The sequence below is a fragment of the Oceanobacillus sp. FSL W7-1293 genome (assembly GCF_037969815.1).
In the GTDB taxonomy this organism is placed as follows: domain Bacteria; phylum Bacillota; class Bacilli; order Bacillales; family Amphibacillaceae; genus Oceanobacillus; species Oceanobacillus oncorhynchi.
In genome coordinates, this window is sequence record NZ_CP150212.1 from 315,835 (window position 1) to 332,500 (window position 16,666).

Annotated in this window: 13 protein-coding genes, 2 rRNA genes, 1 pseudogene and 1 riboswitch (1 of these 17 cut by a window edge); of the genes and pseudogenes, 13 read left to right on the forward strand and 3 right to left on the reverse strand. The window is 41.9% G+C overall.

All coding sequences use genetic code 11. The features are described from left to right. Nucleotides 1–42 precede the first annotated feature (42 nt). Together MKY65_RS01635 and MKY65_RS01640 are read right to left on the reverse strand one after the other, a co-directional pair. On the reverse strand, nucleotides 43–507 hold the full coding sequence (locus tag MKY65_RS01635) for a CBO0543 family protein (protein ID WP_339181696.1): 465 nt from the start codon (nucleotides 505–507) through the stop codon (nucleotides 43–45). Further along, nucleotides 428–1,594 (reverse strand): DUF2515 domain-containing protein, encoded by a 1,167-nt coding sequence (locus MKY65_RS01640; protein ID WP_339181698.1) that lies wholly within the window; start codon nucleotides 1,592–1,594, stop codon nucleotides 428–430. Before MKY65_RS01640 ends, MKY65_RS01635 begins: the two co-directional genes overlap by 80 nt. Before the next feature lie 84 nt (nucleotides 1,595–1,678). Between MKY65_RS01640 and shc the strand changes: the two genes are divergently transcribed. The 10 genes and pseudogenes from shc (at nucleotide 1,679) to MKY65_RS01690 (ending at nucleotide 9,724) form a co-directional block, all read left to right on the forward strand. Next, nucleotides 1,679–3,556, forward strand: coding sequence for a squalene--hopene cyclase (gene shc / locus MKY65_RS01645; protein WP_339181701.1), 1,878 nt, complete (start codon nucleotides 1,679–1,681; stop codon nucleotides 3,554–3,556). A gap of 361 nt (nucleotides 3,557–3,917) precedes the next feature. Further along, nucleotides 3,918–4,958 (forward strand): DUF1835 domain-containing protein, encoded by a 1,041-nt coding sequence (locus MKY65_RS01650; RefSeq protein ID WP_339181703.1) that lies wholly within the window; start codon nucleotides 3,918–3,920, stop codon nucleotides 4,956–4,958. Between the two features lie 27 nt (nucleotides 4,959–4,985). Beyond that, the gene (locus tag MKY65_RS01655) at nucleotides 4,986–5,759 is read left to right on the forward strand and encodes a hypothetical protein (protein WP_339181706.1); all 774 of its coding nucleotides are present in this window, start codon (nucleotides 4,986–4,988) and stop codon (nucleotides 5,757–5,759) included. An 87-nt stretch (nucleotides 5,760–5,846) separates the two neighbouring features. Next, entirely contained in the window at nucleotides 5,847–6,011 is a 165-nt protein-coding gene (locus MKY65_RS01660; protein WP_175296989.1) for a hypothetical protein, read from the forward strand. 379 nt (nucleotides 6,012–6,390) lie between these two features. Further along, nucleotides 6,391–6,894, forward strand: a complete 504-nt coding sequence (locus MKY65_RS01665) for a hypothetical protein (RefSeq protein ID WP_339181709.1) — start codon at nucleotides 6,391–6,393, stop codon at nucleotides 6,892–6,894. 48 nt (nucleotides 6,895–6,942) lie between these two features. Then, nucleotides 6,943–7,488, forward strand: a complete 546-nt coding sequence (locus MKY65_RS01670; RefSeq protein ID WP_339181712.1) for a hypothetical protein — start codon at nucleotides 6,943–6,945, stop codon at nucleotides 7,486–7,488. 111 nt (nucleotides 7,489–7,599) lie between these two features. Then, entirely contained in the window at nucleotides 7,600–7,857 is a 258-nt protein-coding gene (locus tag MKY65_RS01675; protein ID WP_339181715.1) for a hypothetical protein, read from the forward strand. A gap of 71 nt (nucleotides 7,858–7,928) precedes the next feature. Then, nucleotides 7,929–8,028, forward strand: a riboswitch (guanidine-I (ykkC/yxkD leader). A 74-nt stretch (nucleotides 8,029–8,102) separates the two neighbouring features. Further along, a pseudogene (locus tag MKY65_RS01680) lies at nucleotides 8,103–8,443 on the forward strand (multidrug efflux SMR transporter). Continuing rightward, nucleotides 8,443–8,757, forward strand: coding sequence for a multidrug efflux SMR transporter (locus MKY65_RS01685; RefSeq protein ID WP_339181717.1), 315 nt, complete (start codon nucleotides 8,443–8,445; stop codon nucleotides 8,755–8,757). The pseudogene MKY65_RS01680 and the gene MKY65_RS01685 overlap by 1 nt, the downstream one beginning before the upstream one ends. Before the next feature lie 100 nt (nucleotides 8,758–8,857). After that, on the forward strand, nucleotides 8,858–9,724 hold the full coding sequence (locus MKY65_RS01690) for a hypothetical protein (protein WP_339181720.1): 867 nt from the start codon (nucleotides 8,858–8,860) through the stop codon (nucleotides 9,722–9,724). A gap of 149 nt (nucleotides 9,725–9,873) precedes the next feature. On the opposite strand, the gene MKY65_RS01695 is transcribed toward MKY65_RS01690, so the two are convergent. Next, nucleotides 9,874–10,785, reverse strand: coding sequence for a DMT family transporter (locus tag MKY65_RS01695; RefSeq protein WP_339181722.1), 912 nt, complete (start codon nucleotides 10,783–10,785; stop codon nucleotides 9,874–9,876). Nucleotides 10,786–10,922: 137 nt separating this feature from the next. Between MKY65_RS01695 and MKY65_RS01700 the strand changes: the two genes are divergently transcribed. From MKY65_RS01700 to MKY65_RS01710, 3 genes are all read left to right on the forward strand, one after another. Beyond that, the gene (locus MKY65_RS01700; RefSeq protein ID WP_339181725.1) at nucleotides 10,923–12,338 is read left to right on the forward strand and encodes a PLP-dependent aminotransferase family protein; all 1,416 of its coding nucleotides are present in this window, start codon (nucleotides 10,923–10,925) and stop codon (nucleotides 12,336–12,338) included. Nucleotides 12,339–13,012: 674 nt separating this feature from the next. After that, a 16S ribosomal RNA gene (locus tag MKY65_RS01705) occupies nucleotides 13,013–14,574 on the forward strand. Nucleotides 14,575–14,828: 254 nt separating this feature from the next. Next, nucleotides 14,829–16,666, forward strand: a 23S ribosomal RNA gene (locus tag MKY65_RS01710) (it continues 1,084 nt past the right edge of the window). Together the 16S and 23S rRNA genes form the textbook arrangement of a ribosomal RNA operon.

Below are 16,666 nucleotides of genomic sequence, written 5' to 3' on the forward strand. Positions count from 1 at the left end.
TCCTCATTTTTATGATAAGGAGGAGGAGTAAATACCAGCTTTTCAAATTTTCCCCTGAAAAAAATGAAAAATTCTCCAAACAATAATGAGGAACAGCATATACCCGAAAAAGGAATAGGCGTGATTCCAATCTGGATGAGGCATAAACCACCCCAGCTGTTCAGCGGTTTTTTCGATAAAAATGACCGCTGTACTAATCGTAAGGATCATTATGCAGCGCGGAAGAATCCTCATCCGATTGGCCAGGTACAAGAATAAAATGACGGAAACAGGAAGAATCAGCAGTGTAAAGGCAATATTGACTGCAAATATTTCTGGGAAAAGCCGCATAGGAAAGTGATACATGCCGATGCCAACAAAAAATAAATCTAAGTAGGTCCCCACGATAGAAGAAAAGAGAGCTGCGATGACATACGCCTGCTGTTCTTTATTCCTGTCTGAGGAAAATCGCCTTTTTTGCAATGATGATAAGATCGATTTTTTCCATTGCTTTGCAGTATTTTTCATGAATTTCCCCACCTGTATTTTTTTCTTCTTCTACGAAATAATCAATCACACTTACATCGTCAAACCAGTCTCCTTTTTCAGCCGGGGAGTGGTTAACGTTTTTCCAAGCATATTTCAATGGAGGGCTATAGATTCGGAGAGCTCCTTTTCTCCGTTCACAATGCCTTGTTCTTCGTCTATACACCGTACCCGGCGCAGATTCATTCACAGAATGAAACAAATCCTTCCAATAATCGGATCGGGAACCTGTATGCGGATGCTTCTCTGCCCATAACAGAACATCTTTTAAGACAGATTTCTGTTGAAAAAGGATGGCATATAAACGTTTCCCCAGCATAATCCGCTCATGGAGAGAGCCGAAATGGTGCAGGGTATCACCGATTAATGCGGGCTTCTTTTCTATTTTTCCAAGTTGATAATGCGGGAAAATAACATGATTGAAGCGTAAAAAACCATACAGCTTAAAACCCAATGTATCTAATACCGTTTCTTTAAAATGAGGATGATGTACCACTCTTTTTTCTAAATAGCTTTGTTCATTAATAATGGTTGCGATGGCTAATAGATAACGGTCACCATGCTTCCAAAAATGATTCCATACCACTTCCATAAATCTAGAGACATTCAAGAAAGGAAGAAGGTGAAAAAGATTTTGATGCATTCTTACACTTTGCTGATACAGCAATAATTGCGGATAAACATCCTGGAATATTAACCAATTTCCCCGTTCTAAAAATAAATAAAAGTTTTTTTGTTCTTTTTCGGATAACAAACGCGATAGGAGGTCGCCTTTCAAATCAGTCATGTTCCAACCGCCGTTGCGTGACACCATATGCCCTAATAAAGCCCAATGGATTTCTGGGTGCTGCATATAAAAATCGAAGTAGGCTTGTGTCCGGGTGACATTATTTTTATTCCATTTAATTGTCAGTTGATGAATGCGTTGAATGAATACCTGCTCTCTTTTAGGAAGCATGGATACGGATAGGCCGTTTGCTTTTGGATTCCTTATATTCTTCAGTTCTTTTTTTATTTCAAGAACAGACTTTTCATACACTATCCTTTTTTTGAAACAGCCAATTGTCATCCAGTCTCCTCCTCCTCTAAGGAATATGCTTACACGGTGTGTCATATGTATAGGAAAAACGGTTCTTATAAGAGAGGTTTTCTGATGAAGGAAAAGATAGACGTAGAAATCAATCGTCTGGTTGACAGGCTTACAAAAGAACAAGAGCACGATGGTTCCTGGGCGTATCCCTTTGAAACGGGGATTTCCACGGATTGTTATATGATTATCCTCTTGCGTACATTGGAAATGGATGATGAGGATCTTATCGATGCCCTGGTAAGCAGAATCCTTCGTAAACAAGGGAAAAATGGTGCCTGGAAAATATTCCACGATGAAGAGGAAGGGAACCTCACGGCAACGGCGGAGGCTTGTTATGCGCTCCTTTACTCCGGTCACCGAAAAAAGGAGGACCGGGAGATTCATCTGGCAACAAGGTTTATCCAGCGGCATGGCGGCTTAAAAGAAATCAATATGTTTGCAAAGGTTATGTTAGCTCTGACAGGGCAGTACAAGTGGCCGCGCTATCTTCCTGTTCCGGTTAAATTCATTCTTTTTCCGGTTTCTTTTCCACTTAATCTATTTGACTTATCATTATATGCACGGTCCAATTTGGTTCCTATATTAATTACTGCAGATTATAAATTCAGCCGGAAGACAAAGCGTTCGCCTGATTTGTCCGATCTATTTTTACAACGGGGAGATGACGGCGATTGGGAAGCGGAGTTAAACGATTGGCGCTCCTTCCAAACCCCTTTTCAACGAGGAATTAGCAGCCTGATAGGGAACCCGGAACAGCTCCATGAATTAGCCTTGCAGCGTGCAGAGGAGTATATGCTGAATCGAAGGGAATCAGACGGGACATTTTACAGCTATTTCAGTGCAACGTTTTTGATGATATTTGCTCTGATGGCCAGAGGCTATTCGAAAAAGGATCCGATTATTATCAAGGCAGTAGAGGGACTAAAAGCGTTTCAAACCAGTATTGGAAAACAAACGCACATGCAGTATACGACGGCAAACGTCTGGAATACGGCTTTGATCAGCCATGCTTTGCAAAAGGCTGGTGTACCCTCCTCTGCCACGGTAATTAAGAAGGCAAATCAGTATTTACTTGGGAGACAACAGATGAAGTACGGCGATTGGAGCATCCATAACCAAGATGTGACACCGGGCGGATGGGGGTTCTCTCATATCAATACGTTCAATCCTGATCTGGACGATACAACAGCTGCGTTGAGGTCTATTCGTTCCTTTGCCCGTAACACCCCCGTCTATCGACAAGCCTGGGACCGCGGAATTCAGTGGGCAGTCTCCATGCAGAATGATGATGGCGGCTGGCCGGCCTTTGAGAAGAATGTAGATAATACATTGCTTTCCTGGCTGCCGATTGAAGGGGGAGGATCGATGTTGCTGGATCCATCAACGGCTGATTTAACTGGGAGGACATTGGAATTCTTCGGAAATGACACGCATACAGATACGTATCAGCCCTTTATAAAACGTGGCGTAAAGTGGCTTCTGCAAAATCAGGAAAAGGATGGATCCTGGTATGGCAGATGGGGGATTTGTTATATCTACGGAACCTGGTCAGCGATTACAGGGTTAGCAGCGGTTAAAACACGCAGCAACCATCCGCAGGTTCAAAAAGCGATCCAATGGTTATACGCCATTCAAAATCAGGACGGCGGCTGGGGAGAGTCGTGCAAAAGCGATATAGAGAAAAAATATGTCCCGCTCAAGGAAAGCACTCGTACACATACCGCCTGGGCATTAGATGCGCTGATTGCTGCAGAAGGAAAAGCAACGCCGGAAATCAAGCGGGGTATTGCGTATTTGCTGGATGCGTCGGTGAAAGCGGATTGGACAACAGCCTATCCGAAGGGGCAGGGGCTTCCTGGAGGATTTTATATTCACTACCATAGCTATGAATATTTGTTTCCGTTGCTTGCTCTGGCGAATTATCGGGAGAAGTTTTATTGAAAAGAGATGAGTAATAACCGTTGGCTGCTTTTTGAACACATAGTAGAAAATTACCCGGTATGCTCGGATAAAGCATGCCGGGTAATTTTTGCTGGTTCAAAAAAGACAAGCAAAATAGGCACTGATATTGATAGAAACAGATCCGTTATATAAAGATTTTTTATTAGTTAGAAAAGGGAGTATGAGGTTATCTCTTAATAAGTATTTACATCTATAAGTAATTTCGTGTAACGTGAATTTATGGAGATAGTTGAAATAAATGATGGAGGATTATAAAAAATTCTTATGTGATCAAGCAGTTTCGTTTAATTAAGAGCTAATAGGCGCTATCGTAATAAAACCTATAAAGGGGGACGGGACAATGATGGATGAATTAAAAAGAACCCTTAATCATGCTGCGGAAGAGGAAGTGAGGTCCCTTTTATTTCAAAACTTTTTTCGAATCCATATGCTTGAAGAATCAGACCAATATACGGAGGAGCAGTTTGTAGCAGACTTGAAGAAAACATACCATGATTTTTTGAATGTCAAAAGAGATCAAACAAATATAAAAAATAGTACCAATGATAAAGTTGTTCATATTCTCTTTGATGATTCCGCGGCTGGAAGCTTGAAATGGGCATTAAAAGAAATGGGATTACAAGATGAAGAAATGGTTATCTCCTTTTCAGATGCCTTTTCAATCGGCCCGATTTGGCAATTGCATGATCAAGCGGGACTTGACTACAGGGAGGAATGGCTAAAAAATCATCTTATTCTGGATGATGATTGTCTAGATGAATACCGACATCATTTCAATCGTACACTCTCCATGATAAGTGCTATCCCTGAAACGGCGTCTATTATCATTTGGACTGGGGAAAACGCTCATGAACAGACTGCTTTAAGCTATGTTCTGTATTTATTGAGAGATAAAAGGAATGATATAACCGCTATAAACACAACGAAACAGTATAAAAAACAATTCAATATTCCAGAAAGGGATAATTATCCGTTGCACACCGGGGAAATCATGTCTGAAAAGCTGCAGTTGATTTATGAAAATAGCAGTAAGACACCTGCTTTAAGCAAAGAGCAGCGGGAAAAATTCGAGCAGAAATGGCAAGCATTAGCTGATACACAAGAAGCTCTGAGGGTATGGGAAAATAGAGATATAAAAAGTGTAGATGAAAGCTATTATGACGACTTGATAATCAACAAAGCAAAAATGCTGCATCAGAAGCAAGAGAATACGGAATTCATCCTATCAGCACGTCTTATTGGCGAGGTTATTGGCTGCTTAGACCAATATATTAATGATGTGTATGTGGAGTACAGAGTAAGACATTTAATTTTGAAGGGTGTTTTTGAAATAAAAGGTGTTCCTAAAGCAATGCGGTTTTACAGTGTGAAACTCAAATGAATTACGAAGCGTCAGGAGTAAATACATATGGAAAATAATTCAGAAAGCCTCTTTTTAAGAAAGCTAAGCGCAACCTTTGTGACCACCATCTTTCTATCAACATGGTTTGTTGTTATCCATTTTATGAATGGATTTGACTCTGCATACCATCGCGGAAATCAATTCATGGGCTGGTTTACCGTTTATGCCCTGTATATTGGGATGATTATCCTGATTTATGGAAACCTGGTAGCGGTAGCAGTAGCATATTTGCAAAGGAAATGGTTTCGTCAACATGACTGGCTGTATGTGTTGATTCTCGGCTTTTTCGGGCTGGCTAACGGCATCATCTTTCAAGATGGAATGGCTGCCTTATACGGAATGCCAGCCGCCATCATCTATGGGATGTTTGATAAGTGGTTAGAAAGAAGAAAGAGGAAGAAAAAGAGCGTTAAACCGTTCTGGATTATCCCAATCGCTTGCCTTGGAATAAGCTGGGGCTATCTAGAAGTAACCTCACCGCCTGTGCCCCCGTTTACCAAAGAAGATGCGGTTGATTTTGCAACTTCTGGTGAAGGATCGGTAACAGATGATTTCCCCGATAATATTGGCCAATGGAAAGAAACGGTGGAAGGTTATCATATTACAAAAGAAACGGATGCAGAAGAAATTAGGGATGAAACGTATATTGTCACCTTTACAGAACACTGGAAAAAGGGGAGTGAATCAGGTACTTGGACAGCTTCTTATGAAGTTGACAGGCAAAGTATGACTGCAGTTAGCATAGAGGGGAAGAGGCCGCCTCAGGATGGGATGCATTAATAGGATTTTAGGAGAACGTGATGACAATAAAAAAGTGTAGTGTGTTGTTGGCAGCGGATTTACTGATTATTTTAAAGGGGAGGATGAATGATGGATAACCAATATTTTGTAGGATGGGGCACACTGGCATTGATAAATGCCGGACTTGCACAAGGAAAGAATCGAACAGGGTTAAATTGGTTTTTGCTTTCCCTTGTATTAGGCCCAATAGCAACATTAATTTTGTTATTTGTTGAGAAGCGAATGCAATGAATACGATAATAAGCAGGAAGACTTCTAAGTAAGACACCAATAGAAGCACTTTGGAGTTTTCTAAAGGGTGAAAATAAATGCGGATTATTTTTCTTAACCAAAGGGTGCCATAGAGAGGAGCAGCTTCATTATGTATAATAATAAAGATAAAAAATTCCATTGTGACCATTGCGATAAAATCATAGAAACAGGTGAAAAGTGCTGGATAAAGTGGAATTTCCCTCCCAGCCATTTGAAGACGCAAACAATGCCTAGAAAGAGTTTTGAGTGGGAGAATGTTCCTGTGATTTGCAGTGAATGTTCGAATAAGGATATTAAAATGTCAGATTATTAATCTATATCTTTGGCAAGCTATTATTAATTAAATGACTTTACTTTAATGAGCCAAGATTATTTAATAAGGCTTTATCAGAGGAGGGAAACGCTGATGACCCAGTGTATATATATTGCTTCCCCGATGAAATTACCTAAAGGTTCCTTTGGTTCCAATCCTGTTTCGCCAAAACAACCGAATATCTTTAGAACGGAATTAGATTTTACACATTTATTCTTTGAAAATAATTATGATAGCACAATTAAACGCAGGTTTTCGTATAGTTCTCATTTTTCATACAAGCATCAAGTAGCTGCATATGCTAATCAAATCCCTTTGAATAATCAAATTAAAGGAACTGCAGAAGAAGAGAAATGTTTAACTATACTATACAATTATATGGACGAAGCAATCCAAAATAGTCAAGTTGTTGAGTATTTTACTTCTTGGGATGGCGAAGAAGATTTAGCTCTTTTTAAAAAGAGGAGTATTCATTGGCTGGACATAAAAAATCCGTATGACCTAGTCATAGAAGATCGGGAGCTTTGGGAAATATTGCTTTGGAACTGAAATAAATGAGCATACCATACTATTCTTTAGTAAAGGCGGGTATATCTAATGAAGAAGTTATTCCTTTTTATGCTGCTTACGCTTTCTCTATACGCGTGCAGTCAACCGGAAACAAATGAACCCGAACCTGAAACGGCTCCCGTTGATTCGGTTGCCAATATGCCGGAAAGTATGCCGGATGACTTTGATTTTTCCATACAGTTTGGTGTGGGCAAAAATAATGAGATTAACACTTTCGAAGGCACCGTGACGAAGGATTTAATAGAAAATGGTACAGCAACTGCAGAAATCAGCTTAACAGAGGAAGAAATGAACCAAATTTATGAAAAAATGAAAGAAATCAATATAAAAGAACCAAAAGAGTTTACTCCAGAACCCGTCGACGGAACGATTTGCAGTGTAGAACCACATGAAGAGGATGCGTGGGAAATTATCGTCAACGGAGAAACAATAACACATTCTGTTTCTGGAGCTTACTGTGAACCGACTGAAGATACAAAGGAATTTATCGGATTACGTGAGGAGGCATTTAGCATCGTTAGAGAAAAGGATGCGTATAAAGCGCTGCCTGGGGCCAAGGGCGGTTATGAATAAAAGCGTATCAATGCTTTCTACATGAAGTAATGAAATGGCGAGTGGACTTACTCCTTATATCGAGACGAAAGTCCCCGGCTACCATTTAAAAAATGAAAAGAGGAATCAGCTATGATCGGTTTACTTAATATTGGCAGTCTTCTGCTTGGACTAATTGCGTGGATACTTCCTGTTATTAATCTCACAAGATATGATAAACACAATCCAAAGAATTGGGCTGCGCTTTCCCTTGCGAGCATGAGTGCTTGTGCTATTTCGTTATGTTTTCAGTTAGCCTATAACTATCATTTAGTAAAAGAGGGATGCTACGCTTTGTTGATGGGGAGAGTTGACGTATGTAAAAATGTTGCATCAATTTCTTCTTTTTGATATGGTTTTTTAGATGAAAGCTTTTATGGCAGAAAAGAAAAAACGTCTATTATGATAAGAAATTACGTTGAAAAAATGTTTTCTAGGGTTCCGCACATCAAATGTTGGTCTGGTCCGAGAGAAAACACACAGGGAATTACTGTGTCACGGAGGGATAAAAGCCCGGGAGAAGCTGTATGTACAGTTGCCTCTCAGGGCTTTTTTTAATTCGTTTTTTGGAAATAATAAAAGTGGAGGTGTTTGCAGTGAATCGAAATTGGATGAAAGTATTCGTTGCAGCTTTTTGGAAATTTTTTGGGTGATTGGTTTAACGCATGCATATGATTTTTGGACATGGACTGGCACAGTTATATGTATTATTGTTAGTAATTATTTAATGATTACAGCGGCACAAGTACTGCCGGCAGGAACGGTTTATGCTATTTTTGTAGGGTTAGGGACAGCAGGTACTGTTATTGCAGGATTTCTTTTCTTTGGAGAAGCGTTTAAATGGGAAAAAGTAATTCTTATAGCAACATTATTAGCTGGAGTGATGGGTTTGAAATTGGTCACACCAGATAAGGCAGAGAAAGGAGCTGAATCCTGATGGCTTGGTTTACTTTAATTATCGCAGGCTTACTGGAGACATTTGGTGTTGCCATGATTAATCAGCTCTCTGTAAAACGGAATTGGCAAACAGTCATTCTACTTATTTTAGGGTTTGGTTCAAGTCTTGCTTTACTGAGTTATTCCTTACAATTCATTCCTATGGGAACAGGCTACGCCATTTGGACAGGGATTCGTGTTGTCGGCGGCGCACTTATCGGTATGATATTTTATGGAGAATCAAAAGACTGGAAGCGTATGGTTTTTATCGCCATGGTTTTATGCTCTGTAATCGGGCTTAAATTAATCACGTAATAAGCGAAATGGGTATTGGTTTCAGTAGAATCTTTTGATAAAGGCGAATGGGTTAAAAAAGAAACCATTTCACAAGAAATGAATAAGAACGGGGAATTTTATGACAAAAACTAAATGGGCGCTCCTTGTTTTAGGAATCATGGATTTGGTTCTTATCATGATGCATGGCACCGATTATTATTTTCTTTTTTTAAAACCAACCGGATATGTTATCCCAATGGTTATAAACCTGGTAGTTCTTACTGTGATCGGTTTTCGCGCAAAGCTCCCTATTCGTTCAAGCCTTCCTAAAGTATGGACAATTGCCGGGCTTATTCTTTTTATACCAATCATATTGTTTCATGGCTTCATGGTTTTGTTGATGGAATATAGTTACACAAAAATCGATTCACCATACGATCAGCAGTCGCTGGTAATCGAGCATCGCAGCTTTACCCTTGGGGAGACAACCTATTCTTATAATTTTTACAAGACGAAATTTGGCTTTATCGGCAAACAACTGGATGACCAATCCATTAGCATAGTTGCTCGACGCAGGGACTATCCGTCTGAAAGCTTCAATGCTGAAAATGCTTTGGGGTTAGGAAATGAAGAATGGTTAACAGCAAATGCTATTCGTTTCCATACTTGGAAAGGGACGGAGGATGTTTATTTAGATTCTACACAACCTTCATCTGAAACAGACGAGACGGCAAACCTGGAGGAAGCGATAGAGCAGTTTATGGATAATGCTGAAAAGAAAGAGGACGGACAAACCATCACCGTGAATGGAAATACATTAACAGTACGGTATGATGCGGCTGCAAATCAAGAGTGGATTGACATAGCCAATGAGAATGAGGCTGGAGCCATTCCGACACAGCAATGCTCGCGTATTGTGCCAAACAAGGAACGCGGATATTATATGCTGGAAGAATGTACGCACCAATGGGAATATCCTTTATATCCTATGTCTGAAAAAAGATAATTCCGTCTAATCGATAAGGCGCTATTCCTCCATTGATTTTATCGCTATATCATTGTCTGAGTTTACAAGAGGGATGGCTGTAAATAAATAGAGAGAATCGGAGCTAAACTTGTTTACTTGAGTTTAGCTCCGGTTCTCTCTTTGTGCTTTTATAAATTTTTTAACGATGTCTGGCTAACCTGTAACTCATCCTCTCTCTTTATATTTGACATAAACACCCCTAATAAAGTAATCATGCCTCCCGCGATTGCAAGGAAATGAGGAATCTCATTCAACCAAACCCATGCAATAAGGAAAGCAAACACTGGTGTTAAATAAAGCGAACTCGTTGCCTCGGAAGCCCCGGTTTTGGACGTAACGTAGGCCAAAGTGAAGTAGGGAATAACCGTTGGAAAAATTCCCAGATAAACCACTGCCAGTGTTGCGTCCATTGGCGCGTTCATGATTGCCTCTCCAAGTCCAGGCATAAAAATCAACATGAAAAGCGTGCCTGCCCAAATCGTATATATCGTGAATGCGAAAAAACCATATTTTTTTAAGTAAGCATTTTGAAAAACAAAGTAAATACTTTCTGAAAGGGATGCGATTAAAATAAGGATAATGCCAGCGTTAAATGAAAAGCTGCCGGCGGAGTCACCGAAAGCAATAAAAGCTACCCCGCAAAAACTGATAAAGGAGCCTATCCATCCCCACAGGCCAAATCTTTCACGGAAAAATAATAAAGCCAAGAAAGCAGCGAATATAGGTGTTGTAGAGACCAATAAACTTGCAATCCCTGCACTAACCGTTTGTTCCCCATAATTTAGTGCTGTTTGATAGACGGAGAACCCCAGAAAACCTAATAATAAAATAATGGGTATATCTTTGATTTCCGGCAAACGAATTCTTTTGATAAATGCTGCAAGGATTAGTGTCAATGATCCAACTAATAATCGTAAAAGGGATATATGCTCTGGGGAGTAAGCAGTCAGAGCAGCTCGGATTCCGGGAAATGCAGATGCCCATAAAATAATGGTTACCAAATGAGCAAAAGCGATTTTTACATGGAAAGATTTTATCATAAGTACACCTCATTTATTTTAAGTACAACCAGTTTCGAACGTTGTTTCCTATAGTAATATGAGTGTGTTAGAATGTCTGCAACAGCTTAAATAGAAAAAATCCAACCAGTTTAAATAGGATTGGAAAAGGAGTACTTATGAAAAAGCCCAAATATCAAATCATTATTGATTTTATAAAAGAGAAAATTTCAAAAGGAGAGTGGGCTATTGGAAGCCAAATACCGAGCCAGCGTCATTTGGCAAGAATGTTTGGAGTCAATCGAAGTACGGTGATCATAGCGTTAGAGGAATTAATGGCAGATGGATTAATAGAAGGAAGAGCAGGAAAAGGGACTGTTGTCACCAATAACACATGGACATTGATGGGAGATCATCTTTCAATAAACTGGAATGGAAATGTTACGCAGGGTATCCATAAAGCTAGTGTATCTACAGTACAAGAAATTAATGAAGCGGAATCAGATAATCGTTTCATTCAATTAAGTAAAGGGGAATTATCACCAGCATTATTCCCTTTAGAAGAAATGCAGGATATCATCCAAAAAGTTTCGAAACAATTGGATCCGTTCGGGTATGAAGAGCCAAAAGGGAATATAAAGCTTCGAGAGGCTATTAGTAATTATCTGAAAGAAAGAGGTATCGATGTGTCACCGTCATCCATTTTAGTGGTTTCTGGAGCGCTTCAAGCCCTCTATCTTATCTCCATTGGCCTTTTAAAGAATAAATCAACGGTATTCTTGGAAGAACCTTCTTACCTCTATTCGTTATCTGTTTTTCAGTCAGCCGGTATGGACCTGGAGGGATTGCCGATGGATAATAAGGGCGTTAAGGTTGATTCTATTTACCAAACCAAGGAAACGGGCAGAAACATTTTATATACCATACCTTCTTTTCATAACCCAACAGGTATCTTAATGGAGGACAGAAGAAGAGAAGAATTAATGGAATACTGCATTAGAGAACAGATTCCTGTTATTGAAGATGATGTGTATCGTGATTTATGGATTGACAACGCACCTCCAGAACCATTAAAAGCCAAAGATCGTCAAGGCAATGTTTTATATATTGGAAGTTTATCAAAAACATTAAGTCCTGGATTACGCATTGGCTGGCTGGTCGGACCAGAGCCTGTTATTGACCGGTTAGCAGACTTGAAAATGCAGTTAGATTATGGGTCAAGTACATTATCTCAGCTTGTAGCAGAGAAATGGTTATCCAGCAGTTTGTATGAACGTCATATCGAAAATGTCCGGAAACAACTGAGGATTCGCCGGCAAAGAGCTTTAGAGACATTAGAAAAATATTTAGGTTCTGTCGCCACTTGGGATGCTCCAAAAGGAAGCTTCTTTATATGGGTGAAAATAAATCCTGCTTTTAAAGTGAAAAAGTTATTTGGAAAAGCATTATCCAAAGGGATTCTCATCAATCCAGGAAGTATTTATAAGGAAAAAGCAGGGCAATTTGTACGACTGTCCTATGGATTTGCTTCGCTGGATGAAATTGAAAAGGGAATATTTCAATTGAGTGAAATAATTAAAAATAATAAGGAATGAGATATTGCAAAACGGCCAGCCCCTTCAATATAATTGAAAGGCCAGCTTTTTTATGACTGTGCGTCGAATAAAACGGTTCGGGAGTTCATTATCCCACCCTCAAAGAAGCTGATTGTATTAGCCTCTAAAAAGCCGTTGAAAATGTGCATGATTCTTATACTCGTTATTATAAAAAGCAGAATCGGGCACCTCTTTTTAAATCAAAGAAGAGCTCGAATAGAATTGGAGAAAGAAAGTTTCGTTCGAAATGGTTTTTGACTAACTATTATTTATCTAACGTTTTAAATATAAGTTACTACCACTGAAAGACTGGCTTATCAGCATTTTGTTGCGTTATATGCTGTTTGATAGAATTACTGATTCATAGTATGAAGTTATTTTATTTAATTTAATTTGGATATATTTTAAAATAATCGTTGACTTTCTATTTTCAGCATGGTAAATTTAATCTCGTTGCTAATTCGAGCGATCGTTCAGCTAACATGAATTTAAAAAGTTGTTGACATCGAATTGCAGATGTGATAAATTAATAAAGTCGCCAATTTGAAACAGCGACAAACAAATTGCTCTTTGAAAACTGAACAAAACAACCAGTACGAAAGAAGAAAGACAACCTCGTTTTTCTTAAAAAATAAGTCAGAAGTTGACTTCTGAAAGCTAAAGTTTCAAACACTTTTATGGAGAGTTTGATCTTGGCTCAGGACGAACGCTGGCGGCGTGCCTAATACATGCAAGTCGAGCGCGGGAAGCGAACGGAACTCTTCGGAGGGAAGTTCGTGGAACGAGCGGCGGACGGGTGAGTAACACGTAGGCAACCTGCCTGTAAGACTGGGATAACTCGCGGAAACGCGAGCTAATACCGGATAACACTTTCTATCACCTGATGGAAAGTTGAAAGGCGGCTTTTGCTGTCACTTACAGATGGGCCTGCGGCGCATTAGCTAGTTGGTGAGGTAACGGCTCACCAAGGCGACGATGCGTAGCCGACCTGAGAGGGTGATCGGCCACACTGGGACTGAGACACGGCCCAGACTCCTACGGGAGGCAGCAGTAGGGAATCTTCCGCAATGGACGAAAGTCTGACGGAGCAACGCCGCGTGAGTGATGAAGGTTTTCGGATCGTAAAACTCTGTTGTCGGGGAAGAACAAGTATGATAGTAACTGATCGTACCTTGACGGTACCCGACCAGAAAGCCACGGCTAACTACGTGCCAGCAGCCGCGGTAATACGTAGGTGGCAAGCGTTGTCCGGAATTATTGGGCGTAAAGCGCTCGCAGGCGGTTCTTTAAGTCTGATGTGAAATCTTGCGGCTCAACCGCAAACGTGCATTGGAAACTGGAGGACTTGAGTGCAGAAGAGGAGAGTGGAATTCCACGTGTAGCGGTGAAATGCGTAGAGATGTGGAGGAACACCAGTGGCGAAGGCGACTCTCTGGTCTGTAACTGACGCTGAGGAGCGAAAGCGTGGGGAGCGAACAGGATTAGATACCCTGGTAGTCCACGCCGTAAACGATGAGTGCTAGGTGTTAGGGGGTTTCCGCCCCTTAGTGCTGAAGTTAACGCATTAAGCACTCCGCCTGGGGAGTACGGCCGCAAGGCTGAAACTCAAAAGAATTGACGGGGACCCGCACAAGCGGTGGAGCATGTGGTTTAATTCGAAGCAACGCGAAGAACCTTACCAGGTCTTGACATCCTTTGACCGCTCTAGAGATAGAGCTTTCCCTTCGGGGACAAAGTGACAGGTGGTGCATGGTTGTCGTCAGCTCGTGTCGTGAGATGTTGGGTTAAGTCCCGCAACGAGCGCAACCCTTAATCTTAGTTGCCAGCATTCAGTTGGGCACTCTAAGGTGACTGCCGGTGACAAACCGGAGGAAGGTGGGGATGACGTCAAATCATCATGCCCCTTATGACCTGGGCTACACACGTGCTACAATGGACGGAACAAAGGGAAGCGAACCCGCGAGGTCCAGCAAATCCCATAAAACCGTTCTCAGTTCGGATTGCAGGCTGCAACTCGCCTGCATGAAGCCGGAATCGCTAGTAATCGCGGATCAGCATGCCGCGGTGAATACGTTCCCGGGTCTTGTACACACCGCCCGTCACACCACGAGAGTTCGTAACACCCGAAGTCGGTGAGGTAACCTTTTGGAGCCAGCCGCCGAAGGTGGGACGAATGATTGGGGTGAAGTCGTAACAAGGTAGCCGTATCGGAAGGTGCGGCTGGATCACCTCCTTTCTAAGGATTAAAAGGAACGTCGATTAAGTTCGCCACATCCTGTGGCAACATCGACATAACCCACATCGTGTGGGCCATCGTACGTGGTTGTTTGGTTCAGTTTTGAGAGAGCAATTCTCTCAAAGGAAGCTTGTACCTTGAAAACTAAATAAGAGTAACAACGACATCAAACTTTAAAAATAAGGCAAAAAAGCTATTGATATAGCGACACAACTGATTACATTCTGTAATCAGCCATCTTATTCAAAAACTTTAGTTAAGTGAATAAGGGCGCACGGTGGATGCCTTGGCACTAGGAGCCGATGAAGGACGGGACTAACACCGATATGCCTCGGGGAGTTGTAAGTAAACGTTATATCCGAGGATTTCCGAATGGGGGAACCCACTGTTCGTAATGGAACAGTACATCTATCTGAATACATAGGATAGGTGAGGCAGACCCGGGGAACTGAAACATCTCAGTACCTGGAGGAAGAGAAAGAAACATCGATTTCCTGAGTAGCGGCGAGCGAAACGGAAAGAGCCCAAACCAAGAAGCTTGCTTCTTGGGGTTGTAGGACATTCCATTGGAGTGACAAAGAAATTCTTTAGATGAATCGATCTGGAAAGGTCAGCCAAAGAGGGTAACAGCCCTGTAATCGAAAAAGAATTTCCTCCGGAGTGTATCCTGAGTACGGCGGAACACGTGGAATTCCGTCGGAATCCGGGAGGACCATCTCCCAAGGCTAAATACTCCCTAGTGACCGATAGTGAACCAGTACCGTGAGGGAAAGGTGAAAAGCACCCCGGGAGGGGAGTGAAATAGAACCTGAAACCGTGTGCCTACAAGTAGTCGAAGCCCGTTAATGGGTGACGGCGTACCTTTTGTAGAATGGACCGGCGAGTTACGATCGTATGCAAGGTTAAGTGGAAGACACGGAGCCGTAGCGAAAGCGAGTCTGAACAGGGCGAATGAGTATGCGGTCGTAGACCCGAAACTGTGTGATCTACCCATGTCCAGGGTGAAGGTCAGGTAACACTGACTGGAGGCCCGAACCCACGTATGTTGAAAAATGCGGGGATGAGGTGTGGGTAGCGGTGAAATTCCAATCGAACACAGAGATAGCTGGTTCTCTCCGAAATAGCTTTAGGGCTAGCCTCAAGATAGAGAGTACTGGAGGTAGAGCACTGATTGGACTAGGGGCCCCTACCGGGTTACCGAATTCAGTCAAACTCCGAATGCCAGTTACTTACACTTGGGAGTCAGACTATGGGTGATAAGGTTCATAGTCGAAAGGGAAACAGCCCAGACCGCCAGCTAAGGTCCCAAAGTATACGTTAAGTGGAAAAGGATGTGGCGTTGCACAGACAACCAGGATGTTGGCTTAGAAGCAGCCATCATTGAAAGAGTGCGTAATAGCTCACTGGTCGAGTGACGCTGCGCCGAAAATGTACCGGGGCTAAACGTATCACCGAAGCTGCGGATTGTTCTTACGAACAATGGTAGGAGAGCGTTCAAAGTGCAGTGAAGTCAGACCGTGAGGACTGGTGGAGCGCTTTGAAGTGAGAATGCCGGTATGAGTAGCGAAAAAAGAGTGAGAATCTCTTTCACCGAATGCCTAAGGTTTCCTGAGGAAGGCTCGTCCTCTCAGGGTTAGTCGGGACCTAAGCCGAGGCCGACAGGCGTAGGCGATGGACAACAGGTTGATATTCCTGTACCACCTCATGATTGTTTGAGCAATGGGGGGACGCAGGAGGATAAGGAGTGCGCACCGATGGATGTGCGTCCAAGCATGCGAGGAAGTCAGACAGGCAAATCCGTCTGACATGATTCTGAGCTGTGACGGGGAGGGAAATAGAGTACCGAAGTTCCTGATTTCACACTGCCAAGAAAAGCCTCTAGTTAGATCATAGGTGCCCGTACCGCAAACCGACACAGGTAGGCGAGGAGAGAATCCTAAGGTGAGCGGGAGAACTCTCGTTAAGGAACTCGGCAAAATGACCCCGTAACTTCGGGAGAAGGGGTGCTCACTTGTGAGTGAGCCGCAGTGAATAGGCCCAAGCGACTGTTTAGCAAAAACACAGGTCTCTGCGAAGCCGAAAGGCGAAGTAT